This is a genomic window from Psychrobacter sp. 219-2-C, from assembly GCF_049560815.1.
Taxonomy (GTDB): Bacteria; Pseudomonadota; Gammaproteobacteria; order Pseudomonadales; family Moraxellaceae; genus Psychrobacter; species Psychrobacter faecalis.
Genome location: NZ_CP186933.1, coordinates 1,148,798 through 1,174,525 on the forward strand (window position 1 = coordinate 1,148,798; position 25,728 = coordinate 1,174,525).

General features: G+C 43.1%; 23 protein-coding genes and 1 tRNA gene. 13 read left to right on the plus strand and 11 right to left on the minus strand.

The features are described 5' to 3' along the window. Positions 1-39: 39 nt before the first annotated feature. Positions 40-126, plus strand: a tRNA-Leu gene (locus tag ACPEGP_RS04575). 147 nt (positions 127-273) lie between these two features. Here ACPEGP_RS04575 and ACPEGP_RS04580 read toward each other — a convergent pair. The 5 genes from ACPEGP_RS04580 to hppD form a co-directional block, all read right to left on the minus strand. Beyond that, positions 274-972 carry a hypothetical protein gene (locus ACPEGP_RS04580; protein WP_306495165.1) on the minus strand — a complete coding sequence of 233 codons (699 nt, stop codon included), beginning with the start codon at positions 970-972 and terminating at the stop codon, positions 274-276. A 179-nt stretch (positions 973-1,151) separates the two neighbouring features. Further along, on the minus strand, positions 1,152-2,576 hold the full coding sequence (nhaC, locus tag ACPEGP_RS04585) for a Na+/H+ antiporter NhaC (RefSeq protein WP_068405572.1): 1,425 nt from the start codon (positions 2,574-2,576) through the stop codon (positions 1,152-1,154). A gap of 93 nt (positions 2,577-2,669) precedes the next feature. Then, on the minus strand, positions 2,670-3,014 hold the full coding sequence (locus tag ACPEGP_RS04590) for a 4a-hydroxytetrahydrobiopterin dehydratase (RefSeq protein ID WP_423814077.1): 345 nt from the start codon (positions 3,012-3,014) through the stop codon (positions 2,670-2,672). A gap of 134 nt (positions 3,015-3,148) precedes the next feature. Next, positions 3,149-4,093 (minus strand): phenylalanine 4-monooxygenase, encoded by a 945-nt coding sequence (gene phhA, locus ACPEGP_RS04595; RefSeq protein WP_423814078.1) that lies wholly within the window; start codon positions 4,091-4,093, stop codon positions 3,149-3,151. A gap of 158 nt (positions 4,094-4,251) precedes the next feature. Further along, positions 4,252-5,364 (minus strand): 4-hydroxyphenylpyruvate dioxygenase, encoded by a 1,113-nt coding sequence (gene hppD, locus ACPEGP_RS04600; RefSeq protein WP_200663520.1) that lies wholly within the window; start codon positions 5,362-5,364, stop codon positions 4,252-4,254. Between the two features lie 154 nt (positions 5,365-5,518). Between hppD and ACPEGP_RS04605 the strand changes: the two genes are divergently transcribed. The 4 genes from ACPEGP_RS04605 (at position 5,519) to ACPEGP_RS04620 (ending at position 10,036) form a co-directional block, all read left to right on the plus strand. Next, a complete protein-coding gene (locus ACPEGP_RS04605; RefSeq protein WP_423814079.1) occupies positions 5,519-6,448 on the plus strand; it encodes a LysR substrate-binding domain-containing protein in 930 nt (309 codons plus the stop codon). 177 nt (positions 6,449-6,625) lie between these two features. Next, the gene (locus tag ACPEGP_RS04610; protein ID WP_423814080.1) at positions 6,626-7,822 is read left to right on the plus strand and encodes an aromatic amino acid transaminase; all 1,197 of its coding nucleotides are present in this window, start codon (positions 6,626-6,628) and stop codon (positions 7,820-7,822) included. A 202-nt stretch (positions 7,823-8,024) separates the two neighbouring features. After that, positions 8,025-9,326 carry a fumarylacetoacetase gene (fahA, locus tag ACPEGP_RS04615; protein ID WP_423814081.1) on the plus strand — a complete coding sequence of 434 codons (1,302 nt, stop codon included), beginning with the start codon at positions 8,025-8,027 and terminating at the stop codon, positions 9,324-9,326. A gap of 134 nt (positions 9,327-9,460) precedes the next feature. Next, positions 9,461-10,036, plus strand: a complete 576-nt coding sequence (locus tag ACPEGP_RS04620) for a VOC family protein (RefSeq protein WP_068405592.1) — start codon at positions 9,461-9,463, stop codon at positions 10,034-10,036. 67 nt (positions 10,037-10,103) lie between these two features. Here ACPEGP_RS04620 and ACPEGP_RS04625 read toward each other — a convergent pair whose 3' ends face one another. After that, positions 10,104-10,973 (minus strand): IclR family transcriptional regulator, encoded by an 870-nt coding sequence (locus ACPEGP_RS04625; RefSeq protein ID WP_423814082.1) that lies wholly within the window; start codon positions 10,971-10,973, stop codon positions 10,104-10,106. Between the two features lie 84 nt (positions 10,974-11,057). Between ACPEGP_RS04625 and maiA the strand changes: the two genes are divergently transcribed. Then, positions 11,058-11,705 carry a maleylacetoacetate isomerase gene (gene maiA, locus ACPEGP_RS04630; RefSeq protein ID WP_423814083.1) on the plus strand — a complete coding sequence of 216 codons (648 nt, stop codon included), beginning with the start codon at positions 11,058-11,060 and terminating at the stop codon, positions 11,703-11,705. An 83-nt stretch (positions 11,706-11,788) separates the two neighbouring features. On the opposite strand, the gene ACPEGP_RS04635 is transcribed toward maiA, so the two are convergent. Then, positions 11,789-12,034, minus strand: a complete 246-nt coding sequence (locus tag ACPEGP_RS04635; RefSeq protein WP_423814084.1) for a hypothetical protein — start codon at positions 12,032-12,034, stop codon at positions 11,789-11,791. A gap of 360 nt (positions 12,035-12,394) precedes the next feature. On the opposite strand from ACPEGP_RS04635, the gene dinB reads away from it, so the two are divergent. The 7 genes from dinB to infA all read left to right on the plus strand — a co-directional run bounded on the left by dinB (position 12,395) and on the right by infA (position 21,098). Further along, complete coding sequence (dinB, locus tag ACPEGP_RS04640; RefSeq protein WP_201591461.1) at positions 12,395-13,480, plus strand: DNA polymerase IV; 1,086 nt, start codon at positions 12,395-12,397, stop codon at positions 13,478-13,480. Positions 13,481-13,648: 168 nt separating this feature from the next. Then, on the plus strand, positions 13,649-14,905 hold the full coding sequence (gene queA / locus ACPEGP_RS04645) for a tRNA preQ1(34) S-adenosylmethionine ribosyltransferase-isomerase QueA (protein ID WP_201591463.1): 1,257 nt from the start codon (positions 13,649-13,651) through the stop codon (positions 14,903-14,905). Positions 14,906-15,023: 118 nt separating this feature from the next. Continuing rightward, on the plus strand, positions 15,024-16,838 hold the full coding sequence (locus ACPEGP_RS04650; protein ID WP_423814085.1) for a type IV pilus assembly protein FimV: 1,815 nt from the start codon (positions 15,024-15,026) through the stop codon (positions 16,836-16,838). 57 nt (positions 16,839-16,895) lie between these two features. After that, positions 16,896-18,578 (plus strand): FimV/HubP family polar landmark protein, encoded by a 1,683-nt coding sequence (locus ACPEGP_RS04655; RefSeq protein ID WP_423814086.1) that lies wholly within the window; start codon positions 16,896-16,898, stop codon positions 18,576-18,578. 160 nt (positions 18,579-18,738) lie between these two features. After that, positions 18,739-19,824 (plus strand): asparaginase, encoded by a 1,086-nt coding sequence (locus ACPEGP_RS04660; protein WP_423814087.1) that lies wholly within the window; start codon positions 18,739-18,741, stop codon positions 19,822-19,824. Between the two features lie 37 nt (positions 19,825-19,861). After that, the gene (gene truA, locus ACPEGP_RS04665; RefSeq protein ID WP_423814089.1) at positions 19,862-20,734 is read left to right on the plus strand and encodes a tRNA pseudouridine(38-40) synthase TruA; all 873 of its coding nucleotides are present in this window, start codon (positions 19,862-19,864) and stop codon (positions 20,732-20,734) included. Positions 20,735-20,876: 142 nt separating this feature from the next. Further along, complete coding sequence (gene infA / locus ACPEGP_RS04670; RefSeq protein ID WP_021814850.1) at positions 20,877-21,098, plus strand: translation initiation factor IF-1; 222 nt, start codon at positions 20,877-20,879, stop codon at positions 21,096-21,098. A 230-nt stretch (positions 21,099-21,328) separates the two neighbouring features. On the opposite strand, the gene ACPEGP_RS04675 is transcribed toward infA, so the two are convergent. The 4 genes from ACPEGP_RS04675 to leuD all read right to left on the minus strand — a co-directional run bounded on the left by ACPEGP_RS04675 (position 21,329) and on the right by leuD (position 25,697). Further along, positions 21,329-22,432, minus strand: coding sequence for a L,D-transpeptidase family protein (locus ACPEGP_RS04675; protein ID WP_423814090.1), 1,104 nt, complete (start codon positions 22,430-22,432; stop codon positions 21,329-21,331). 422 nt (positions 22,433-22,854) lie between these two features. Then, entirely contained in the window at positions 22,855-23,958 is a 1,104-nt protein-coding gene (gene leuB, locus ACPEGP_RS04680; RefSeq protein ID WP_423814092.1) for a 3-isopropylmalate dehydrogenase, read from the minus strand. 172 nt (positions 23,959-24,130) lie between these two features. After that, positions 24,131-24,889 carry a hypothetical protein gene (locus ACPEGP_RS04685; RefSeq protein WP_423814093.1) on the minus strand — a complete coding sequence of 253 codons (759 nt, stop codon included), beginning with the start codon at positions 24,887-24,889 and terminating at the stop codon, positions 24,131-24,133. 157 nt (positions 24,890-25,046) lie between these two features. Then, positions 25,047-25,697 (minus strand): 3-isopropylmalate dehydratase small subunit, encoded by a 651-nt coding sequence (leuD, locus tag ACPEGP_RS04690; protein ID WP_423814094.1) that lies wholly within the window; start codon positions 25,695-25,697, stop codon positions 25,047-25,049. Positions 25,698-25,728: the final 31 nt, after the last annotated feature.

The following is a 25,728-nucleotide window of genomic DNA, read 5'->3' on the forward strand; positions in this document are numbered from 1 at the left end:
TCGATATAGTCTAGCAGTAAAGACTTTATCTCCTAACATGCCAGTGTGATGGAATTGGTAGACATGACGGATTCAAAATCCGTTGCCTTTAAAAGCGTGTCGGTTCGAGTCCGACCACTGGTACCATATACGAAACCCTCGCAATCTATCGATTACGAGGGTTTTTTATTGCTTACTGTTTAAAATTGGTTGTCCTATCAAAAAAAGACCACGCTAAATTGGCTTAGCGTGGTCTTTTTTAACAGTGAATAACAGTGAATAGTGTATTCAATGCTACTCGGCTTCATCTAGCAGCTTATTGACCGCATCTGCCATGTCATCATCTATGATGTTACCTTCTAAATAATCGACTAGCTGATGAATAGTAGTCAGATCCATTTCTCGAATACCCAAACTTGCCAGTTGCTTATTAATAGACGCCAAGCTCTCAGTATCTTCAGAATTATCCAATAACTGCTCATCAAAGCTATCACTGACAAACCAATACATTTTTTCTAACACGCTCTCTCTTCTCGTCAAGGTAGAATAATTATCGCCATGGATAAACAAATTAAAATGATAAGGTATTTCCACCTCATTGATAAAAAAAGTACGCTTACACTCTAGGGTATAGGCTTGTACTTGTTTCTCTTCAGCGCCTTCTGCATCACTTATATCTTCTGCAATCTCTTCTTTTACCAAGCCTTCTAATATTTCGTAACGCCCAACTTTGACTTTGTGATTATAAATAATACAAGCGTCCGCAATCGCATCAAAAATCACCGCACTGACATCTAAGGTATGGTCGTCGATATCATAAAACGCTTTTAAAAAAGGTAAGAACTCTGTGAGCTTGTCTTCTGGCACTTCGGTCAGAAACTGCTGCTCGTAAATGGCAATCATATCTTCAGGTGAATAGGTATTGGCGGTATTGGTCTCATTTCTGCCCGTAGGTTGCAAGGGTATCAGGTTATATGGATTATTATGGGTCATGCAGGACTGCCTTTTTATTGAGGTAAGCGAAAATCTATGTCCTCTATTATCTCTTATTCAGCCACTTTTAGATATATGGTTTAGGCGTTCAAATTAACCAAAAAAAACCACTCTAAGTTGCTTAGAGTGGTTTTTATGCAACCAATACTATCTCAGTTTATTTTAAAAATGAATGTTCGCTAATTGGCCATTTGTACTTTTGGTTGCTTACGAATGCTAGAGCCATCTTTACAACTGATGGTGATACCTGTGAATCCAAACAGTATCGTAAGCAGCAGCGATAAATAACAGAAAAAGGCATAAGGCAAATATTCAAGTACTGGAACACCTAACGCTTGGCTGATAAATACCCCGCACACGCTCCACGGTACTAATGGATTGATAACCGTGCCCGCATCTTCGATAGTACGCGATAGGTTTTTGGGGTGTAAATTCAAACGCTCAAAGGTCGGACGAAACGCAGTTCCTGATAATAAGATACTCAAATACTGCTCACCGATCAGCACGTTGATACTTAAAGCTGCCATTGCCGCGGCAAAAATAGCACGTCCTGAGCTTGTCAGCATATTTCGAATACCTAACAATAACGCTGGCAAGATACCCAAAGCACGTAATAAACCGCCCAAACTTAACGCCAATATCACGATAGTCTGAGTAAAGAACATACTTTGCATACCGCCACGTGAGATCATACCCGCCACTTCACCCAGCTCTAAATTTTCGGCGGGCGTATAACCAGCAAATAGATAACCGCCGAGCTGCCCAATACTTGGCGTGCTGTGCAGATAAGTAAGCACTAAAGCGGTCGCGATTGTACAAATGATGGTATAAATGGCATTGACTCGGCATAGTGCTAATACCACTAGCACGACAAATGGTAATACGGCATAACCATGGACTAAGCCGCTATCGACCAATTGTGATTGCAGTAAGGTCACTTGACCTAAATCACCCGTACCCGTCTGGCCAGAGAAATACCAAAATAGCCCAGCTGTAATGAGCCACGCCGGTACCGTGGTATACATCATATTGCGAATATGCTCGAACAAATCAATGCCGACGACAGAAGAGGCAAGCGTACAAGTATCTGACAACGGCGACATTTTATCGGCAAAAAAAGCACCTGAAACCACAGCACCAGCAGCAATAGCAACGTTGGCATCAAAGGCATTACTCATACCAATAAAGGCCACACCAAGTGTCGCGGCTGTGGTCAAACTACTGCCTAGAGCGACACCAATAATTGAGGTCAAAACAAAAGCCGAAATATAATAATACTGCGGTGAGATGAGATCAAAACCATAATACATAATGGTAGGAATAGCACCTGACATCATCAGCGCGGCGACCAGCAAACCAATAAAAAATAGTAAATAAATAGCACCAATACCACTGACAACACCCGATGACATCTGCCCCTGCATCTTCTCAAAGCTTAGACCTTTATACATACCAAGGCCTAATAAAACAACGATTGCAAGCATCAATGACAGATGCGGTACCCAGCCAAAGCCGATCATGGTCACACCCATAATCGCGATGACAACGCTGGCAATAATAAAAGCTACCTTGGGAGATAGCTCGGTAAGTACTTGTGGAGGCATAACACATCCTTATGGGGCCATCATATATACTCTGGCGTTAGGGTTGGTTTTGGGTGGGACAAGTTTAATTAGTTGCAAAGATTATTGCCAGTCTCATGACTTACCCAGTAGGCTATCGGTCTTGGCTGCCATGATAAAATCATTGTGATGCAGACCTTTAATGCTATGTGACCACCAAGTGACGGTGACCTTGCCCCACTCTACCAAAATACCTGGATGATGCCCTTCTGCTTCCGCAATGTCGGCAAGCTCATTGGCAAATGCCATCGCTGTGACAAAATTTTTGAATTTATACTGACGCTGTAATTGCTTAATGCCGTCGACATCGATGAGCGACCAGTCAGGAATTTGTTGTAATAGCTCGCGTGCTTCTGTGTCGTCGACGGTTGGAGCACCGATACGGCAGGCTTCACAGCTGGCTTGTGATAATGTCGTCATGATAATATCCTTTTAAGTTAACTATTATTTTTTTAATACCGTTAGGTTTAATACAGTTACGTCCGTGTTAATACTGTTTTTACAGCAGCACTTTTACCCATCGTTATTTTAACGATGCTAAATTTTTTAATGTATTAAGAGTTTTTTGGTGCATAAGTTGGTTCAAACAAGCCAAGTGCCATTGCTTGTTTGACCTTGCCCATGATGTCGCTATCGACGATATCGAACAGCGCATCTAAATCATCAATGACATAATAAATCGGCTGAATATGGTCAATGCGATAAGGTGTACGCAGAACATCAAGCAAATCAAATGCGCGGTGTTCTGGCTGATTTTGAGGTTGCTGCTGATGGTGATGGTTGGATTGTTGCAATGTATCGCTACCATTAAGCGCATAAATCGTTTCAGAAGGGGAGCTTAAGATACCGCCGCCATAGATACGGCGATTGTCAGGGTGACTACCTACCAAGCCAAACTCGATGGTAAACCAATAAAGCCGTGCCAAAAACCACCTTTCTTCTTTACTGGCATCAAGACCCAGTTTGCCATAGGTCTCATTAAAAGCGGCAAACGCAGGATGGGTCAGCAGCGGACAATGGCCAACGATTTCATGAAAGATATCTGGCTCTTCGATATAGTCCATGTCTTCAAAGCGGCGGATAAAGGTCGCTACCGGAAAGCGTTTATTTGCTAAAAGTTTAAAAAACTTACCAAAGCTGATAAGCGCAGGAACGGCAGCAGTTTGCCAGCCGGTGGTGGCTTGCAATATTTCGTCGATATCGTGGAGTTGCGGGATATGCATCGATGGCAGATTTAGCTTTTCTAAGCCTTCTATATAGGCCGAGCAAGCTCGATTGGGTATTTGCTTGGCTTGACGTGTAAGCAGCGCCTGCCACATGGCATTTTCATCGTCACTATAGTGAATATGACCCTGACTGTCTGGCTGATGCGAGAGGTAAGGTTGCTTCTCAGCGGTTGAATCGCTATGGCTAGCATCATCAGCGCCGAGAGCATTTGAAGACACACTCTTGGCACTGTGGGATTTTTGAATAGTATTGTTAGCTTGTAGGCGTTCCATGCCTGTGTTCCTTTTATTAGCGTTAGTACAGTCGCTTGTCGTCAGTAATTCTCAGGTATTTTTGATTTACCATCGCAAGCAGTACTTTGCTGATTAAGGACAAGACAAATTCCTTTTGCCCTGCCCATTTATTATACTTATAAACGATTAAGCTAAAACTATGGCGTTTCAGTTTCTGGCTGACCAATCGCGCCGCGTCGGACTTGGTCACGCTCGATGGATTCAAACAAGGCTTTAAAGTTACCTTCACCAAAGCCTTCTTCATAATCGCCTTTACGCTGGATAAATTCGAAGAATACGGGGCTACCAAGGATGGTTTCAGAGAAAATCTGTAGCAATAAGCGTGGCGTACCGCCTTCTGTGGTACCGTCTAACAAGATGCCGCGCATTTGTAGTTCAGCGACATTCTCGCCGTGGTTTGGTAAGCGCTCATCCAGCATTTGGTAATAGGTATCATTTGGCGCTGTCATCAGCGGGATACCCATGTCTCTTAATTTGTCGATGCTAGACAACAAATCATCACTCAATAGCGCGATATGCTGAATACCTTCGCCATTAAATTGCATCAAGTACTCTTCAATTTGCCCACCGCCCTGCTTTGATTCTTCGTTTAATGGAATACGAATTTTGCCGTCAGGCGCGGTCATCGCTTTACTGGTCAGACCCGTATACTCACCGGTGATATCAAAATAACGGATTTCGCGGAAGTTAAAGATACGCTCGTAGAAGTCGGCCCAATATGCCATGCGACCACGGTAGACATTGTGCGTCAGATGATCGATAACCTTGAAGCCAAAGCCTTTTGGATGCTTGTCAACGCCCGGTAGGTATTCAAAATCGATATCATAAATAGAGTTGCCATCGCCAAAGCGGTCAATGAGATAAATAAGCGAGCCGCCGATACCTTTAATCGCTGGCAAGCGCAGCTCCATCACCCCTGTTGGCACCTCTACTGGCTCAGCGCCATTCTCGATAGCTAGCTCATACGCTTGCTGCGCATTTTTTACCCGAAAGCCCATGCTACAAGCGCCGGCGCCATGCTCACCTAAGAAATAGCTGCCATGGCTTTTTGGCTCACGGTTTAAAATAAGGTTGATATCTCCTTGGCGAAACAAGGCGACATCTTTTGAGCGGTGATTGGCAATATGAGTAAAGCCAAGGTTGCGAAATAGCGTTTCGACAAGCTCAGGCTCGGGTGAGACAAACTCAACGAAATCAAATCCTTGCAAGCCCATTGGGTTATCAAATAAATCTGCCTTTAACTCTGACATTGTCATCATCCTTAATTTCAATTGGTGGTATACATCACTAAAAATTAGCAAAAAATAAGTTTCATCAAACATTCCTATTGACGAGTGATTTATATTAGATTAGCTTGATTTATAAGACTAATCGTTTTTTTTGATTTATTTATCAGGTTTGCTTATGAATATCAGTATTCGCCAATTGAGCGCTTTTATCAGTGTGGCTGACAATGGCAGTTTTACCCGTGCCAGCGAGCAGATGCATTTGACCCAATCTGCCGTCAGTGGTTTGATTAAAGAATTGGAGTCCAGCCTCGGTATCGTGCTATTTGACCGCACCACGCGCCAGCTGTCGTTATCCGTCGTCGGGCATCATTTATTGCCGCAAGCGCGGCGTATTTTAAATGAGATGCAGCTATTTGAAAATGAAGCCAGTAGCTTGACAAGTTTGGCGCAAGGTCAAGTCAGACTTGCGGTGTCGCAATTCGCTGCCTCCTCCATGCCAGCCGTTATTGCTCAATTTGCTAAAGCATATCCAGATATCAGCGTGTCTTTACTTGATTGCTCAGCAGAAAATGTCTTAGAACATATTCAAAACATCGAGGTAGATTTGGGCGTCGGTACTGAGCGTGGCTTTACGGAGCCTGACGATGACATCAGCGCCGATTTGTTATATCAGCTGCCGTTTTGTGTGGTGATGCCAGATAACCATGCGCTGGCGCAAAAATCAGAAGTCATTTGGCAGGATTTAGTAGACACGCCGCTTATTACCTTGCAAGGGCCATTTATCGAGCAAGTCACCGCTGAGCTTAATGAGGAAATCGCCAGCCATATTCAGCAGGCGCGCTATAAAGTCAACTTTATGTCGACCGCCCTTGAGATGACCCGCCAAGGTTTTGGCATTACCTTGTGCTTGCCTTATATGCCAGAGGTGATAGATTGGGTAAGCGCCAATGGTTTGCAAATGCGTCCGTTGGCACAGCCGGTTAAAATGCGCCGATTCTTTATTTATCAACGCTCGTCACGCGCTTTATCACCCGCCAGTATTGCTTTTAAGCAATTTTTGCAAACTTACTTTGCCAGCCACTTTGACGATTTGCAGCGTGTTTAAGGGCAATCAAAGAACTTATTACTTCAATTTAGCAAAGGCTAAAATCTGTCCAAAAACTTGCTAATAAACAAAAAAATGCGTTAATTAATCAGTATCGCTGAATCTAACGTTGAGTTAATCGCCAAACTGGTTTATGCTTTTTAACGCCTTAACTCATCTCCCTTGTAAGGAAATAAAATGTTTGAACGTATCGATTATTATGCCGGTGACCCGATTTTAGGATTGATGGACAAATTTGCCGCTGACACCAATCCAGATAAAGTCAATTTGGGCGTTGGGGTTTATTATGATGAGGATGGCAAATTGCCTGTCCTTGAATGTGTCAAAACAGCGGAGCAGCGCATTGCTGACCCTATCTCTCCTCGTCCGTACTTGCCAATGGCAGGCTTACCCGGCCACCGTAAAGGTTGTCAGGAATTGCTATTTGGTAAAGACGCGCAAATCTTACAAGACGGTTTGGTAGCAACCATCGCCACTATCGGTGGTTCTGGCGCATTAAAAGTCGGCGCAGAGTTTATCCATGAATGGTTCCCACAATCCAAATGCTACGTCAGCGACCCAACGTGGGGCAATCACATTGCTATCTTTGAAGGCTCTGACGTCGAGGTCGGTAAATATCCGTACTACGACAAAGCAACCAGCAGTGTTAAGTTTGATGAAATGATTGCATTTTTTGAGACTTTGAATAAAAACGATGTTGTCTTGCTGCACCCTTGCTGCCATAACCCAACCGGTATGGATTTGACTCGTGAACAGTGGGATACCGCGCTAACTGTTATTAAAGAGCGTGAATTGATTCCATTTATGGACATCGCCTACCAAGGCTTTGGTAAAGACATGGACAGCGACGCTTACGCGATTCGTAAAGCAGTCGAGATGGGTCTACCCGTATTTGTCAGTAACTCATTCTCTAAAAACTTATCGCTATACGGTGAGCGTGTCGGCGGTCTATCGGTCGTATGCCCAAGCACTGACGAAGCGGAGCGCGTCTTTGGTCAGCTAAATGCAACCGTGCGTCGCATCTACTCAAGCCCGCCATCACATGGCGGCCGCGTGGTCGATATCGTCATGAACGACGAAGCCCTACATGAGCAATGGGTTGGCGAAGTTTATGCCATGCGTGACCGTATCAAAGCCATGCGCTTAAAACTCAAATCAGTATTGGAAGAAAAAGTTCCTGGCCGTGACTTCGATTACTTAACTGAGCAAAACGGTATGTTTAGCTTTACCGGTCTGACGCCTGAACAAGTTGAAAAACTCCAAAGCAAATATGGTATCTACATGGTTTCAAACTCACGTATGTGTGTGGCGGGCTTAAACAGCAGCAATATCGATTATGTTGCCAATGCCATGGTTGATGTTTTAAAAGACTAACTCTCTAGCGTAATTTTAAAAAAACTATGTGATTAAAAAGGTTGAGTCATGACTCAGCCTTTTTTTATGTCTGCCACTTTCTAAAAAAATGTATAAAAAACACTGCACAAAAAACCTTGCAATCTATTTGGCTATAAATTACATTATACGTAAGTAGTTAATTATAACGTAATTCAATACACGCTTTAGCAAGGAGCACCTCATGTCAACGATTGACAAAAACCTCACCTCATTTATCGATATTGCCGCCGATTCTGACTTCTCTATTCATAACCTGCCTTATGGTATTTTTAGTGATGCTAAAGACGTTACTGGTAATAACAATCGTCGCGCAGGTGTTGCTATTGGCGAGCACGTTTTAGACTTGTCGGTACTCGAAGCAGAAGGATTATTAAGTTTGACTGGCGGCCCCTATTTTGATCAGCCAACCCTAAACGCCTTTATTGATTCTGGTCGCGATAATTGGACCAAGGCGCGCAGCACCATTCAAACCTTATTGTCTGCTGATATTGACACACTGCGCGACAACAAAGACTTGCAGGCAAAAGCGCTGTTTAAGCAAGCAGACGTCACCATGCATCTGCCTGTTCACGTACCAGGTTTTACCGATTTTTACTCATCTAAAGAGCACGCCACCAATGTCGGTACCATGTTCCGTGACCCAAAAAACGCTCTACTAGCTAACTGGACTGAAATGCCAGTCGGTTACAACGGCCGCGCCAGTACCGTCATCGTTAGTGGCACCGATGTGATACGCCCATCAGGTCAGCTAAAGCCCAATGCTGATGAACGTCCTATTTTCTCGCCTTGTAAGCGTCTAGATTTTGAGCTTGAAACCGCCTTTGTCGTTGGTAAAGGTAATAACATCGGCCAACCGATTGCGGTAGATGAGGCTAATGATCACATTTTTGGCATGGTGCTACTCAACGATTGGTCAGCTCGCGACATTCAAAAATGGGAATACGTACCTTTAGGCCCCTTTAATGCCAAGACCTTTGCCTCTGAGGTATCTCCTTGGATTGTGACCATGGATGCGTTAGCACCTTTTAAGACTGCATGCCCAACGCAAGAACCAAAACCACTGGCTTATCTCAATGAAAAAGACAGTAACAATAGCTTTGATATCAATTTATCAGTCGAGCTGTTGCCTGAGAATAGCGATGAAGCAACCGTTGTTTGTGAAACCAACTTTAAATATATGTATTGGTCAATGGCGCAGCAGCTCACCCACCACACCATCACTGGTTGTAAAGTAGAAATCGGCGACATGATGGGCTCAGGGACGATTTCGGGACCGACGCCAGACTCTTATGGTTCAATGCTAGAGATTGCTTGGAATGCCACCAAACCGGTCACTTTAAAAGGCGGCGAGACGCGCAGCTTTATTGAAGATGGCGATACTGTGATTATGAAAGGTTATAGCGAAAAAGACGGCATTCGTGTTGGCTTTGGTGAAGTACGCGGTAAAGTACTGCCTGCGCTTAGCTTTGATTTTGACAAATAATTTTATTTCATAAAGTAATTACAAATCAGACAAGCGTAAAAAAATTACTTAGGCTGTTAGACAATTATCACCACTTAGTTTAGCGAAGTGCTGGCAGCCAATTAAGTTGGACGCTTTATCAAAAGGAGTTTGATATGAGTTTTAAAATTGAAAAAATCCATCACGTGGCCTATCGCTGCAAGGATGCTAAAGAAACCGTTGAATGGTATAAAAAATATCTCAATATGGATTTTATCTTAGCATTCGCTGAGGACCATGTCCCCTCGACCAAAGCCTTTGACCCTTATATGCATGTATTTTTAGATGCCGGTAATGGCAATGTCTTGGCGTTTTTTGAAGTACCCAATCAGCCTGAAATGGGCTTTGACCCCAATACACCAAACTGGGTGCAACACTTAGCCATGAAGGTAAAAGACCGGGATGCCTTAATGGCGGCAAAAAAGCATTTAGAAGAAAATGGCATCGACGTGGTTGGCGTGACCAATCACGGTATTTTTCATTCTATCTATTTCTTTGATCCTAATGGCCATCGTATGGAACTTACCTACGATGATAGTACCTCAGAAGAAAAAGTCTCGATGATTACAGAAGAGATGAAACACGAGATGCTAGATGAATGGTCGCGCACCAAACGTGCGCCCGTTCATACGCAGTTTTTACATGCAGAAGAACTCGCTGAAGCAAGAGAAGTGGCGCCCGTTGGTGAGTAACAGCGTCAATTTATGCAATAGTTAAAACTTATTTTATTCAGTAGTTAAGTTAAATAGCAAGTTTTGACTAGGCTATTTGATAGCGTCTTGCAATGGCTAGTATCTGCTCAACCACGTTATGTTGCTCACTCATTGGTAACTGCTCGGTGGTACCAATGATAGTAATAGCATATTCTAATGGCAAGCTTTCAGCAGATGGTTTGTCATTAGCCGTTAGCTGATTATTGCTAAGCGGCTGATTAGTGGTCGAGGTATTGCTTTCTAGTTGCGGCACAAGCACTGGAATGGTAATGGCATTAATCCCCATTAACATATCGCCAGTGACCGTAGCATAGCCTTGGGTACGAATGTTGGCGCGCAACTGGTTAAAATTCTGCCATCGCTCTGCGATAATGTCTTTATCATTTGTCTGCCATTCAGTGATAACCAATGGCTTAATAATCGTTTCTGGCTGATAACTGGCAAACAGCTGCCCTGTCGCTGATGTCGTCAATGGCATACGCGAGCCAATACGAGTGATGATACTAATCGGGCTGTCTGGCTCAACCGATTGAATGATAATCGGACCTTCGCTAAACCATTTGGCAATTTGAACCGCACAGTTTATCGTGTCTTTAATCTCTGTTGCCACATGCGTCAGGCGCTCTAATAGGTTGTGTTGATTGAATTCCGCATGCCCAAGCAAATTTCCTCGAGCGCCAAGCCCATAACGCCCATCACTGAGCTTACGTGCATAATTTTTACGAATAAGACTGACCAAGTAGCGATGACACTTTGCTGGATGCATCTGTACAGCTTGAGCGATATCTTTTAACATCATAGGCTTATTTTGATCGATAAGAACATCTAACACCGACAATCCAACCTCAAGTGACTGTACGCCACCTTGGTTTTTATTGGTAGTAGGATTGTCTGGCAGGTTTTCAGATACGGGCATGTTTTGCTCAATTAATTATTTACTTTATCAATAATTATACCCATTTATATACCCAACAAGACAACATAATAAAAGGAATAAATAATGATGACACTTTATGGCTATTTTCGCAGTAGCACGTCTTACCGTACGCGTATCGCGATGAACTTAAAAGGCTTAGATTATGATTATATTGCGATTAATTTGGCGCAAGATGAACAATTAAAAAACGAATTTTTAGCACTTAATCCTCAAGGGTTGGTGCCTGTTTTACAAGCCGATGATTTGCTGTTATTTCAAAGTCCGGCTATTTTAGAGTGGTTAGAAGAGGTTTATCCTGAAAATCCATTATTGCCTAAAGACGCTGCGGGGCGTATGCAAGTACGGGCGTTAAGCGCAATGATTGGCTGTGATATCCATCCGCTTAATAACCGCCGTGTTTTACAATATCTACGCAATGAGCTGTCGGTAGATGAGGCTGAGGTCATAAAATGGTGTAATCGCTGGATAAGTGAGGGTTTTGCTGCGTTAGAAAAACGCTTGGTCGCTGACAAAACTCGCGGGAAATTTTGCTACGGTGACAGCCCGACCTTTGCAGATTGCTATTTGATCCCGCAAGTTTCTTCGGCGCGGCGTTTTGAAGTGGACTTAAATCCTTACCCAAATATTGTCCAAATTGACGCCCATTGTCGCACGCTAAAAGCCTTTGCTGACGCCGACCCTATGCAGCAACCTGATGCACCAAACGTTTAACCTTAAAGAAATAACCTCTAAAAAAGAACTGCCCTTAATTTAGAGGTTATTAAACAGGGATAACTCTCTATTTATTTCGCTGCTCAAATATTCATCTCCTTTTGCGTGACCGCCACTATCTTAATAGGTACCGCACATAGCCATGACATGCCGCCACTACAATAAAAGCAGCCATTTTTAAATGACACGATATAAGCGGTAAAATCATTACCACATTGATCCTTTATCGCCTGCTCATCACTTTCATCATCGACCGCACACCATACGCGCTTATAACCTCGTTTAAGTAGCGCGCGGGTTAAATCGCTCCCTTTTAGCTCATTATTCATACCAAGCTCCTTAGCTATCCTGCTTTAGCATTACTCAATCCATAAGAATGACGCGAGCTCTAACAACTTCCTATTTTATTAAAAATAATACTCCATAGGTCGTTAAATTGATTAACAACTCATTATTCTACTAGTAACTCTAGTGTAAAACGTTAGCAGCAAAACTGTAACATAAGAAAGCAATATTCCCGACAGGCGGTAGGTATTTAAGGACAGGCGGTGTAAATTTATACTTTTTTACAAGATGCCCCTTATTCAAGGATAGATAAAATAATGAGCCCAAAATTAAGCTCAGTCTTTTATAATTTCTATTAGCAATAGAGGCTAAAACTCATAATAAAATCAGGTAAAATAGTGGTTATGACCGCTCTTATTCAACCTACCCCTCGTAAAATTATTCATATCGATATGGATGCTTTTTATGCCAGTGTGGAACAACGCGACTTTCCTGAACTACGCGGCAAGCCCTTAGTCGTTGGTGGGGATCCAAATGGTCGCGGCGTGGTTGCGGCGGCAAGCTATGAGGTGCGTCAGTTTGGTGTACGCTCCGCCATGTCGTGTTATGAGGCGCGTAAACGTTGCCCAGATGTCATATTTGTACAGCCGCGTTTTGATGTCTACCGCGCGGTCAGTCAAGATATTCGCCGTATTATGCATAGTTTAACCCCGCAAGTTGAGCCATTATCGTTAGATGAAGCCTATCTTGATGTGACAGGATTAAGCGTACATCAAGGTTCAGCCACGCTAATGGCAAATTGGCTGCGGGCACAGATTTTAGTGCAGACGGGGCTTAATGCCTCTGCAGGCGTGTCGTTTAATAAAATGCTCGCCAAGATTGCCTCTGATATTAACAAACCTAATGGTACGGCAGTTATCACGCCAGCGGAGGCCGACGCCTTTATTAGCGCGTTGCCCATTGAGCGTTTTCACGGTATTGGTAAAGCGACTGCTCGGCGCTTGCATGCGATGGGTATCAGTAATGGCGCTGATCTACGACGCACGCCCGCGGCACTATTGGTCAATGAATTTGGCAAGCGCGGTCAGTTTTATCACGACATCGCTCATGGCCGTGACGAACGCCCCGTTAAATCGCAGCGTACGCATAAGTCGGTTGGCTCTGAGACGACTTTTAGGGATAATTTGAATCACGATGACGAGCTACGCAGACAAATCTATGAGCAAAATACCGACGCCTTTAATCAGTTACGCAAAAAACAGCTCATCGCCTATACCATTACCCTTAAAATAAAATACGCTGACTTTACTCAGGTTACGCGCTCACATACCTTATCTACCGCTTTTGATAGCGCCGAATCTGCCCATTACTGGCTTGATAAGTTGTTTTCAGATATTCCGCGCTTACTGCCTATCAGGCTTGTCGGGGTGACGTTTTCTTCATTGATGCCTGCTACCCAAATTTTGCCACAGTTAGATTTGTTTGAATAATGGCACTTTACTTGCAAAGATAAATTTTAAGTATTTAATAATTACTGCTTAGGCTATTTAATTTATTTTCAGCTTTAATATGAACGGTAGCAGCTGAGGAAAACGTTCTTTCATATCTGCATTTCTGCTACAATTACCGCAAAATCTCCATCTACTGTAAGACTAACTATGACTGATTCTCAACCTGTAAACTTAGATACGACTTGCACCGATACTGCTGACAAAAATCTTGACAAGAGCAGCGTTAAAAACACTAATAAGATGCTAGATAAAAATGCTGAAACTTTAGAATATCTAAGTGTTGATGATTATGATTATGAACTGCCGGACAGCTTAATTGCCCGTTATCCTTTAGCGCAGCGTTCGGCATCAAAATTACTATATTTAGCCACTAATCAGCAGAAAGATAGCGACAGCCAGATTATAGACAAACAATTCTCTGAGCTGCCCGATCTGCTAAATGCGGGCGATTTAATTGTCTTTAACGACACCAAAGTCATGAAAGCGCGCTTGTTCGGGCAAAAAGACACGGGCGGTAAGATCGAAGTGCTGATTGAGCGTTTGGTTAACATTTCAGATTTAGATAGCACAGTCTTACAGCTAGAAACGACAGATGGCAAGAGCATTGACCAAGAGCATATCGCCCTTTGTCATGTTAAAGCCAGTAAAGCACCTAAGCTTGGGCAACGGCTAGAGATTGCTGATGGTCATATGCAGGCTGTGGTCATAGGTCGTCAAGAAAACTTATTTATCTTAGCTTTTGAAGCGCTGATTTTGCCAGATTTAGAGCGTTATGGTGAGCTGCCTATTCCGCCCTACTTTGAGCGCCACGCCGATGCGACTGACAATACCCGTTATCAGACCGTTTTTCATGATCCAGCCAAACTTGCCAGCGTTGCTGCACCGACGGCCAGCTTGCATTTTGATAAATTCGTCCTAGATAAGCTGGCTGCTAAAGGCATTCATACTGCTTTTGTTACCTTGCATGTAGGGGCTGGTACGTTTGCGCCAGTCAAAACCGACAACTTACTCAATCACACCATGCATAGCGAATACGCTCATCTGCCTCAAGTTACTGCCGACCTCATCAACCAAACCCATGCTAATGGCAAACAGGTGATTGCAATAGGCACGACAGTGACGCGCGTCCTTGAGACCGCTTATCAAAAAACAGCGGTTAATGGACAAGCGCTTTCTAGCTGGGCGGGCGATACTGATATCTTTATTTATCCTGGGTTCAGATTTGGTGTGATAGATAAACTGCTTACGAATTTTCATTTGCCAAAGTCTACGTTACTCATGTTAGTGTCTGCATTTGCAGGTAAAGCCCCGATTGAACAAGCTTACCAACATGCCATTAATAACTACTATCGATTTTTTAGCTACGGCGACGCCATGTTACTTGATAAAAAAATAAAAGCGTAAGCGCAAACACTAAACAAACAATAAATATATTGTTTATAACGGCGGCGAAATAAACTGGTAAACTAAACGCTATTTTGTTATAACAACATAGTTAATACTTATTTTTGAAGGGCTGCATATGTCTTGTCATTTACCTCATCGCCTGACTACGATACATCGCTCAGTATCAATGGCGCTGCTTTATTCAATCAGTTATGCCGCCCTTATATCTAACGCCCAAGCGGCTACCATGGGTAAGACTGTCATTACCTCAGCTCAGCATGAACCTTTATCAGCCAGTATTGTTGTTAATGACATTCAAACCCCTGATTTCTCCGCGAGTTTAGCTGACCCTACCCTTTATCAGCAAATGGGTTTGACTCCAACAGATTCAATGACGGTTCGTTTTCAGCCTACTTCAGCTACCAGTGGGCAGGTCTTTATTACGACCACAAAACCTGTCTCTAAACCTTTTGCCGATATAGTGCTAACCATTAATGATGGTGCGCAGCGTAGCGTTATCCCTAAAACATTGCTTATGCCGCTCGATGGCAGCTTGTCCATCAATCCTTCAAAAAATAGTGTGACAGCAGCAAGCAAACTTAATCTACCGACTGTTTCTCCTACTAACGCGCAACCATTAACAGTGAGAAAAGGCAATCCGCCTCCATTATTACCCGTCTCTAAGACTCCACCCACTCAATTGCTGGCTTCAAAGCCAAGAGCTATAGAAACCTCTGTCCCTAGCATTCAACTACCGAGCAGCCAAGCCTCGGCATCTCAAGTTAGTAATAGTCAGGCGCTTACAGCAACCAGTTTATCGCCAGTCAGAACGATGACGCAAAATAACGCAACGACTTCTCCTGTCAATCGTTTGAATAATCATGCCGATATAAATAAAGCGCTTACAAACAAAAATATAGCTATGCAGACAAACACCACGCCAAACCCAACTGGTGCTTTAGACAACCATAAAACTGCGCCAATGAATGAGCAAATATTTGATATTCTAAATGTAAAAATTACTCGTCAAATACAGCTTAAGAATAATAAAAACAACGATATTAGTAATAATGCCGTCATGGTCACTGCACCTACTACAGCCACGCCTTATAGCAATGTAGCAACCGATAAAAACAATACTGATAATATAATGACTACGACTGCTCTTTTAAATAAAGCACCGTCTAGGGACGTTTCTTACAGTAATGCTTCCACAAACCAAATCGCATCAAAACCTAATATCCTGACAACTGAGCCTTCTATAAAAACGGTCTCTTTAGGCTTAGTAAATACCGCAGCGAATAATGATAATAACTCCAAGATTACCTATACGGTACAACGCAACGATAACTTATGGGTTATTGCCCAGCAAATCGCAGAAAAAAACAATCTTGACGTTCAAACCGTGATGAGTGAGATTCAAGCGCAAAACCCCAACGCCTTTATTAATAAAAATGCCAATCAGCTCAAGGCCGATGCGCAGTTAAGCCTACCTAAATACGATGTCGTGCCGTCGCAAAAAAAGATACAGACAGCCATCAGCGAACAAAGAAAGCATAGTAGAAAAGCAAATACGCCTGTCATCAAAAAGGATACTATTTCGAAAGCTGCATCCAAAGCACAAACTGAGAAAGCTCAAGCAGCAAAACGCAATGAGACGCCCGCTATAAAGAAAACGCAGAAGCTACCAACCGCCCAGTTTTCTGTGCTCGCTCCTGGTCACGACGGTAGCGCCGATGGCACTAAGGCTAAGGCAGGTATGGCAACGGGCAATGGCCTTAGTACAGACGTATTAGATATTCTTAAGTCATCAAGACACAGTACCGCAGACCAAGCACAACGTTTATCAAAGACCAACGCTACACTTGGCAGTTATACTAAAAAACTGCAATTACAAAACCAAAAACTGGCGGAGCTACAAGCTCGTCTCGAAAAATTACGCAATCAATAGTCGCCTAACTGATTAACATACTATACTGAAATAGTGATCATGAGCGCAGGAGTAACTATGGACTACATGCTATATATTATCGCCGGATTGGTATTTATTGTACTAATAGCGGTATTAGTTATGCGCAAAAACAAAGCGCAAAAACCACCAGCACAGCAAAGTATCAAAGCAGATAAAGCAGATAAAGCAGATAAAGCTGCAACTTTACCGAAACATACTGCCGTTAAAGGTACTAATACTCAAGCTAATGTCAATAGTGATAAGCGATTTGATCATATTGAGATAGCACAGCGTTTTATGGAGCAACAGCGCTATGATAAAGCCATTGAAACTCTCAATCGTGGTCTCGCTGAAAAACCAAATGATAGCCAGCTAACTCTAAAGCTTCTAGCAGTATACGCAACAATAGACGAGTCTGATAACTTTAATAAAGTCTATGATTCCATTAAAACGCATGGTGATGCCAAAAGCATCGCTCAGGCTGATGACTTAAAAGCATTGCTGACGGAAGAACAAAACCAAGCGGCTGAACGTGCCTTGCCTGCTGATAACAATCTAGATACTGGCTTTGAAAGTATCGATTTTGATTTGCCAGCGAACAAAATTGAGAATAACGAGCCAACTATTGATCCTAGTCTTAATGAACAAGCGGTCACTCATAACGAATATAAAAATGATTTAGCCGCTAGCTCAGATAGCACGTTAGAAACTTCTAATGATTTCAATGATAGCCAGCAAGATTTCGTCCTCAGTTTAGACGACTTAGAACAAGATATTGATGAGCCAGCTGCTACTAGTGCCGCACCTGTCATTGATCTAGATATTGCCGATGAGCAAAGCTTATCAATGTCGACGGTCAGCGGCACAAATGAAAACAAGAGCAATAGTGAGCTGGATTTTGACTTCGACTTAGCAGAACAGGATAATACTGCGTCAGAAACCAATGCGTCTTTGTCTAAAGATGATTTAAACAACGCTGATGATGAAATAACATTAGATGATGAAGATTTTGTCTTAGATTTAGCAGACTTAGAGCTAGATACGAGCGAAACTAATATGAGTCTTAATGATGAGTCTATGACAGACGTCAGCTCATTAGAAGACGATCTTGCTTTATCTCTCGATAGTATAGATGATAATAACGACACACCAGTTGAAGTACAATCATTATCAGATGAAACTTCTGCTGTTATTGATGATAGCTTAAATGATTTTGAATTCGACAACTTTGTTCTTGAAGACCACCCATCAGAGAATAACAGTGCTTTGGAAAGCAATAGCATCGATGAGCTTAGTTTCGAAGATGTGGATGCAGCAGATGATCAAACCAACGAAACAGTAGCGTCTAGTGCCGCGCCAACTACTGGCAAATTCGATGACAATACTTTGATCGATGATAGTTTTGACTTCGACTCTTTAGCAAGCGCTCCAACAACGACGACGCCAGTCGAGGTTAAAAACGATTATGATGTCAGTAGTGATGTCAATAGCACTGATATGCTAGATAACGCTACTATTGAGACTGAAGTTGAAGCCACAGAGGACTTTTCATCACGTTTTGCGGCGGACTTTGATTTTGTTAAAACCTTAGATAGCAATCAAGTCACCTTAGACTTAGCCAGTCAATACGTACAATTGGGTGAATATGATAGCGCCAAACGTTTACTGACTGAGGTCATTAACCAAGGTAATAGCGAGCAGCAGAGCCAAGCGCAAGCACTACTAGATCGCACTGCATAAAAAGTAGCGTTTTCTTCTATCAGCAAGTATTCTATTAATGTAAGAGTACTTGCTGATTTTTTTTGCAGTTAGCTTTTCTACTATTTAACGTGCTAAATTACTCGTATCATCACCTTTTCCACCACTCCTTGATTGTAACCATACTATGCCCTCTTCCGCTATGAAAAGAACACTCTCCACACCTACTCAACTCATTTACGCTGGCGGCACTTTTGGCAGTTATGGACGTCCATTAACGCCATTATCAGCAGACGTTTTTTTGCCGACGTTGCAACAACTATTGGCTGAACACAGTGCAGCTACGCACCTAGCGCCCGTATCTTGGCTAGAAAACGGTCTAATTAAAGACAGTAGCCAACTTACTCCTAACGATTTTATTCATTTTTATCGGCTGCTACTATCGGCTTATGCACAAGGCCATAAACGCTTTGTCTTAATTACTGGTACAGATACCTTGAGTTATTTAGGGGCTTTTTTGGCTGAAGCTTTTGCGGGCAGCGATGTTTGCGTTGTCGTTACGGGTAGCATGCGCCCCTTACTCGATAGTGAGGTACTAGATGCTTATACTATTGACGCCCATAGCGACGCTTGGGACAACCTCACTGACGCATTAAAACTGGCGGCAGCTGGTGAGTCAGGCGTGAGAATTAGCTTTGGTGGCGAATCATGGCCTGCGCAAACCGTGCAAAAAATTCATAGTCATGATTTTATGGCGTTTACCGGTCACTCACGAGCGGCATATCCGGCCAATAGTTATATCAAAAACTTACCAGATACCCGCCGCCAGCATTGGCTAGATGATCAGCAAGCTCTGGTCAGCACTATCGAAGCTCGGGCGGAGCAAGCACACGTTCACGCTTTATATTGTTTGCCAAATGATATGGACGTTTTAAACAATCAGCTACGCGCCTTATTATCACAGCCGCCTTGTGGCATTATTTTATTAGGTTTTGGCTCTGGTAATGTACCTTACTCGCCAGCTTTAGCAGAAATATTGCAACTGGCTTATGAAAAAGGTCACATGGTGATATGTGCCAGTCAATGCCCGTTTGGCGGCGTTAGTGACACTTATGCGGCGGGCAGTTGGCAATACGATTATCATGTCATTGCCGGCGGACGCTTAACCATTCCCGCAATTTATGCGCGCTTGCTATGGCTATTGCTGCGTTATGATACTCCGGCCAGACGGCGTCAACGTTGGTTAAATAATGTCAATCAGGCCAGTACTACTATCAAGAAGCGCTAAATAACTATTCACTGTTTATCACTCTATAAGCTTTAACATGACAATACCTGAGATCGAAAACATCAAAAATGACAACATTAAAACTCAAACCGCAACTGAAAACCAAGCAACTTATACCTTAGCCATTGCCATCGAGTTTTTAGGTACAAATTATCATGGTTGGCAACGACAACGAGAAGTACTTGGCGTCCAAGAAGCGTTAGAAACCGCTATCAGTAAGGTCGCCAATGAGCCAGTAGAAGTAGTGGCAGCGGGGCGTACGGATTCAAGCGTCCATGCCAGCAACATGATTGCGCATTTTGTCACTCATGCTTATCGCCCTACCCATAACTGGCTACGCGGCATCAATAGCTTATTACCCGATGATATTGCTCTGCGCTGGATACAACCGATGCCCGGTGACTTTCATGCGCGCTTTGGTGCTATTGCCCGCCGTTATCGCTATATCACCCTCAATCAAGCCCAGCGCCCTGCTATCTTAAATCATCAAGTGACCCACATTTATGAGCCGCTAGATTTGGCCGCCATGCAATTAGCAGCGGCTGATATCGCAGGTACTCATGATTTTAGTAGCTATCGTGCGGCCGCTTGTCAGTCTAATCAGCCTATTCGCCATGTCAGTCACGCAAGACTATTTATACATGGGCAGTTTATCGTTTTTGATATTCAAGCGGATGGGTTTTTACATCATATGGTGCGCAATCTGATGGGCACCCTCTACGCTATCGGCCGACATGAGTTGCCGCCAGCCGCCTTTTTAGATATTTTAGCCAAAAAAGACCGTAGCATTGCTCCGCCGACCGCTTCTGGTGACGGCCTGTATTTTATCAATGCCTACTATCCTGAACGCTTTCAACAGTTATTGCCACACGCGCCTTTGACGCCTGTTTGGCTTAACCTGCCTGATTAAATATTAAGCGGGCATCGTTAATACAAACAGACATACATATCACTTACAAGCTGTCAAGTAAAAATCAGGTTCTGTATTGCTTTAATCCGCTAACTTGCGTATAATATGGTCTTATTTTTAATTGATTGATAGATAAAAAATTATGGCAAAAGACGATATTATTGAATTTGAAGGCGAAGTCATCGACACCCTTCCAAATACGTTATTTAAAGTTCGCCTAGAAAACGGACACGAAATCATTGCGCACATTTCAGGTAAGATGCGTAAACACTATATTCGCATTTTAACTGGCGATAAAGTTAAGGTTGAGATGACGCCTTACGACCTATCAAAAGGTCGCATTACTTACCGTGGTAAAAACTAAATTTTTATTACCTAAAGTGGTTATAACTGCATTGATGTAAATGCTTGAGTGGTTTAACTGATAATAATAATGATATTGCTAACCTACTCATTATTACCTAGCGAATTTTAGTGTTCTAATATCAGTTTTTTGCTTTTACCATAAAAAATACCGCTATTGTAGCGGTATTTTTTTGTCTTCATTTCAAGCTTTGAGATTTAAAGCCCTATTACTCTATACATAACAACTTCTTATTTAAACTCGACCGTAGCACCATCTTGAATCACACTTAACAGCGCTAAAGCATCCCAGTTGGTCAGGCGGATACAGCCAGCTGATGCTTGACGGCTAATACGCGCAGGATCTGGCGAGCCATGAATACCGTAAGAAGGCTTACTCAGCCCTATCCATACCAAACCGACCGGATTGTTCGGGCCTGGCGGAATGATAGACTTACTACCATCGTCACCCGTATAGGTATAGTTAGGCTCATGCACTTTTACTTCTACCGTATGCGTACCTGTTGGTGAGGGCGTTGCAGTACTGCCTACCGTGGTCGGATAACTGGCAATTAAATTATTTTTATCGTCATAAGCATACAACGTTTCGGTTGCTTTATCAGCAACGACACGGCTCACAGGCTTGGTATTAGGATTGCCCGGGTTATAAACAGTAATGGTTTCGCCGGCGCTGAATTTAGCATTAGGATTGAGCGCTTTAAGATATTTTTCGCTCATATGGAACTTTTCTGCTAAGCCTTCCGTCACGCTTTCATAATACATGCCATCGAGCTTGGCTTTGGCTTCTGCGCCAGCGGGAATGGTGGTGGTTTTGATATTAACGTCATCTTCGCTCAGCTGATAACGAACCAATACTGGCTGTGTCGTTAGTTTTTCATTTTTAGTCAATGCTTGCCAAGTCTCGTTATTTAAATTATCAGTTACCGTCAAGCCATTGGCTTTTTGAAACGCTTGCATGGCTTTGATGGTGTTCTTACCCCAATAGCCATCGACAGAGCCTACGCCATTTTGGTTCCAGTTTAATAGAGCTTGCAGCTTGGTAGTAGTATCACGATCTCTCTTCATTCCTTGTTTCCAAGTAGCACTATTTACCTTTTGCGCCTGCACTGGCAGATTTTCAGTTGTATATTTAATCGTTGGTAAGTACTTATTTAATGACGTCGCTGCTTTACTATTACTGGCAACTTTTTGACTGACGCCGTTGGTTACTGGGCTAATATCTTTAATATTGTCAGCTTTAGTATGGTCAGTGGCAGCAAAGCTTGGACTCATCACTAAAGCTGCTGATAAACCCAGTGCTGCTAATGCGCTAGTAATTTTCGTTACTTGATACATGTAAAACTCCTAGAATTTTTATTGGTATTGTTCTTATTAGAATTTAATGAAAAATTGCCTATCAAGACCCTTTGTTTATAAATATTTTATTTAGGGCTTAATGGTTTTTAAATTATTACGATGTCAGACAAAAATAATGCAGATAAACAATCTCTACTTTAATGGGCTAATGAGCTATTTATAGTGACAGATCGGCGTGTGAGGATATAACAGCTTTGTGTTAATTAAACCTATATCCTGCGGTAGCTGTGTTAAAAAAAGGCTTTTTTTGCGACTATCTGGGTAAGTCTGTTACGGTGCATAAATGAGCCATATGGACATAAAAAAACCCATAACTTGCTTGGCAAATTATGGGTATATCATTCTTAAGCTTTAAAACGAGTAGGATGTAGAAATATCAGCTTCTATTAAAGCGGTATTCATTAAACCAATTTTGCCAGAACCGCCTGCCCCATCTCTTGACACCCTACTTGTTTAAGCCCCGTCTCACTACGATCGAGAATATCAATGGTACGTAAGCCATCGTCAAGCACTTCACTGACCGCTTGCTCGATCGCCTGCGCCGCGGTTTCTTGTTTAAAGGTATAACGCAGCATCATCGCCACCGATAAAATGGTCGCCAATGGATTGGCTTTATCTTGACCGGCGATATCAGGCGCTGAACCGTGGCAAGGCTCATACATCCCTTTGCCCGCCTCATCTAGACTCGCCGATGGTAGCATGCCGATAGAGCCGGTCAGCATCGCCGCTTCATCAGATAAAATATCACCAAACATGTTGCCCGTGACCATGACATCAAACTGTTTAGGGTCTTTGATCAGCTGCATACAAGCATTGTCCGCATACATATGCGATAACGCTACGTCATCATAATCCGCTTGCTGCATCTCAATCATCGTCTGCTTCCACAGCTCGGTGACTTCTAAGACATTGGCTTTATCGATTGAGCAAACCTTGGCGGGCGTACCGGCTGCTTGTGCGCGGGTTTTTGCCAACTCAAAAGCAACTTTACCGATACGCTGAATTTCACTGGTGCTATAAACCATGGTGTTATAGCCTTGCTGCTCGCCATTTTCTAGGGTACGAATACCGCGCGGCTCGCCAAAATAAATACCGCCAGTCAATTCACGAACGATTAACAAGTCCAAACCTGAGATAATTTCAGGCTTGATGCTTGAAGCATTAGCAAGCTGCGGATAGAGTTTAGCCACACGCAGATTGGCAAACAAACCAAGCTCGCTACGAATTTTCAGCAGACCACGTTCAGGACGTTTTCTACGTTCGATACCATCCCACTTAGGACCACCCACAGCACCTAGTAACACAGCATCTGCTGCGCGCGCACGTTGGAGCGTTTCTTCTGGTAACGGTTCACCCGTTGCATCAACCGCCACACCGCCAATTAATCCAGATTCTAGGGTCAAACCTAAAGCGAACTTATCATTGACAGCATTTAGCACATCAATGGCTTGAGTCATGATTTCAGGGCCGATGCCATCGCCTGCTAATGTTAAAATCGTTGCCATACTAATCCTTGTGGGTAAATGGGGAAATAAGTTGTTGTTTATGGTATTGCTAGCTTATGGTATTGCTAGCAGGCTTACATAGCCTGTTAAAAAACGACTTCTTGGGCAATGAGCTGCGCAAGAAGTCAGAGTCTATCGTCGATAGTTAGTACCGTTTTCTATTCAATTTTATCTAGCCTGCTTTGGTTTTCACTTTATTTTTCGCTGCTGATGGCGTTTGAGCAGGCGCAGCTTTAACCACACGCGTTTCCACAAACTCTCCTTGGTGCTCAGCCCCCATCTCTTTACAAAAACGGCGCTTTACGCTGTTGCCTTGATAAAGATCGACACATAATGGCTCTGGAGAAGCCGTTTCTAACAAGCTACCTGAATTTGCGCCAGATTTTTTTTGGTAAGCACGCAGCTGATACGTACCTTCTTCCATAAAGTCGTGAATCATCGCAAAACGCTCAACGTAGCCCAAATTATTTTCTGGATAAAAATTAATCTGTACTTCGCGCTTCGCAGGTGTGACTCGCGCATAATAATTGGTAAGCCCAGGCATAGCAGACGCGGATAAGGGGACAATTTTAATGGCGTTTTTATGGCTCAGCGGCGTCATATCCATCGCAATGGGCGCGGAGACCTGCTTACTGCCGGCACGACTTTTGCCATTTGCCTCTTGTGTCTTGACTAGCATAGTGGGATTGATCGGGTCATGAGTCTCACTGCTTATAATGCGTGTCTGATCAATGCGCGCTATTTCACAATGATACGTTCCCACGCAAGCGATATTTACTTCACCAGCGACGGGTTTTATTTTGCCTGTCCACGCTTTAGCATTCTCTGCCGAGTCTATCTGCTGATAGCCCGTCAACAATTGACAGCCAGATAATAATAAGCTTGCGGCAAGAGCCGTGCCTGTCCATACAGCAAAACGTGTTTTATTCATAATGGCGTCTACTATTTATAAGGAAGAAAATACAGTAAGGTAAAAAATAGATTGCCATTCATTTTAGCTACTTAATGCCCATAACTCAACGCTGTATTAGCGCCGAGCACTTTTTTATGTTGATTAAAATGTTTGAATGAAGCGTTTTTATCAAAGACTAAGCTCTAACCTCATTGAATATCCAAGGTGTTTTTTGCATCATCTTATGCTCATATTCTTTGATGGCATCGCTTTGCTGCAAAGTCAGTCCGATATCATCAAGACCATTGAGCAAACAATGCTTACGAAACTCATCGACCTCAAAAGCGTACTCTTCTCCGGTTGGGGTGATGACCACTTGGCGCTCAAGATCGGCAGTTAATTCATAGCCTTCATTGGCAAGCGTCGCTTTCATCAAAGTATCAACGATGACTTCATCTAGCACGATGGGCAACATCCCGTTTTTAAAGCAGTTGTTATAAAAAATATCGGCAAAACTTGGCGCAATAATCGTACGAAAGCCATATTCTGAAAGTGCCCAAGGCGCATGCTCACGGCTTGAGCCACAGCCAAAGTTTCTGCGTGCCAGCAATATGGTAGCGCCCTGATAGCGCGGCTTGTTCAGGACAAAATCTGGATTAATTACACGAGTGCTACTGTCTTGACCCGGATAACCTTCGTCAAGATAACGCCAGTCGTCAAATAAATTGACGCCAAAACCGGTACGCTTAATGGATTTTAAAAACTGCTTGGCAATAATTTGATCGGTATCGACGTTTGCGCGATCTAATGGACAAACGATACCCGTTTGAGTGTTATAAGCTTGCATAAGTTTTCCTATCAAATATATTTATTATTGA

Coding starts and splice junctions, on each gene's coding strand:
- ACPEGP_RS04580 (WP_306495165.1), bottom strand. CDS start 972: ATGACCCATAATAATCCATATAACCTGATACCCTTGCAACCTACGGGC.
- nhaC (WP_068405572.1), bottom strand. CDS start 2,576: ATGCCTCCACAAGTACTTACCGAGCTATCTCCCAAGGTAGCTTTTATT.
- ACPEGP_RS04590 (WP_423814077.1), bottom strand. CDS start 3,014: ATGACGACATTATCACAAGCCAGCTGTGAAGCCTGCCGTATCGGTGCT.
- phhA (WP_423814078.1), bottom strand. CDS start 4,093: ATGGAACGCCTACAAGCTAACAATACTATTCAAAAATCCCACAGTGCC.
- hppD (WP_200663520.1), bottom strand. CDS start 5,364: ATGTCAGAGTTAAAGGCAGATTTATTTGATAACCCAATGGGCTTGCAA.
- ACPEGP_RS04605 (WP_423814079.1), top strand. CDS start 5,519: ATGAATATCAGTATTCGCCAATTGAGCGCTTTTATCAGTGTGGCTGAC.
- ACPEGP_RS04610 (WP_423814080.1), top strand. CDS start 6,626: ATGTTTGAACGTATCGATTATTATGCCGGTGACCCGATTTTAGGATTG.
- fahA (WP_423814081.1), top strand. CDS start 8,025: ATGTCAACGATTGACAAAAACCTCACCTCATTTATCGATATTGCCGCC.
- ACPEGP_RS04620 (WP_068405592.1), top strand. CDS start 9,461: ATGAGTTTTAAAATTGAAAAAATCCATCACGTGGCCTATCGCTGCAAG.
- ACPEGP_RS04625 (WP_423814082.1), bottom strand. CDS start 10,973: ATGCCCGTATCTGAAAACCTGCCAGACAATCCTACTACCAATAAAAAC.
- maiA (WP_423814083.1), top strand. CDS start 11,058: ATGATGACACTTTATGGCTATTTTCGCAGTAGCACGTCTTACCGTACG.
- ACPEGP_RS04635 (WP_423814084.1), bottom strand. CDS start 12,034: ATGAATAATGAGCTAAAAGGGAGCGATTTAACCCGCGCGCTACTTAAA.
- dinB (WP_201591461.1), top strand. CDS start 12,395: ATGACCGCTCTTATTCAACCTACCCCTCGTAAAATTATTCATATCGAT.
- queA (WP_201591463.1), top strand. CDS start 13,649: ATGACTGATTCTCAACCTGTAAACTTAGATACGACTTGCACCGATACT.
- ACPEGP_RS04650 (WP_423814085.1), top strand. CDS start 15,024: ATGTCTTGTCATTTACCTCATCGCCTGACTACGATACATCGCTCAGTA.
- ACPEGP_RS04655 (WP_423814086.1), top strand. CDS start 16,896: ATGGACTACATGCTATATATTATCGCCGGATTGGTATTTATTGTACTA.
- ACPEGP_RS04660 (WP_423814087.1), top strand. CDS start 18,739: ATGAAAAGAACACTCTCCACACCTACTCAACTCATTTACGCTGGCGGC.
- truA (WP_423814089.1), top strand. CDS start 19,862: ATGACAATACCTGAGATCGAAAACATCAAAAATGACAACATTAAAACT.
- infA (WP_021814850.1), top strand. CDS start 20,877: ATGGCAAAAGACGATATTATTGAATTTGAAGGCGAAGTCATCGACACC.
- ACPEGP_RS04675 (WP_423814090.1), bottom strand. CDS start 22,432: ATGTATCAAGTAACGAAAATTACTAGCGCATTAGCAGCACTGGGTTTA.
- leuB (WP_423814092.1), bottom strand. CDS start 23,958: ATGGCAACGATTTTAACATTAGCAGGCGATGGCATCGGCCCTGAAATC.
- ACPEGP_RS04685 (WP_423814093.1), bottom strand. CDS start 24,889: ATGAATAAAACACGTTTTGCTGTATGGACAGGCACGGCTCTTGCCGCA.
- leuD (WP_423814094.1), bottom strand. CDS start 25,697: ATGCAAGCTTATAACACTCAAACGGGTATCGTTTGTCCATTAGATCGC.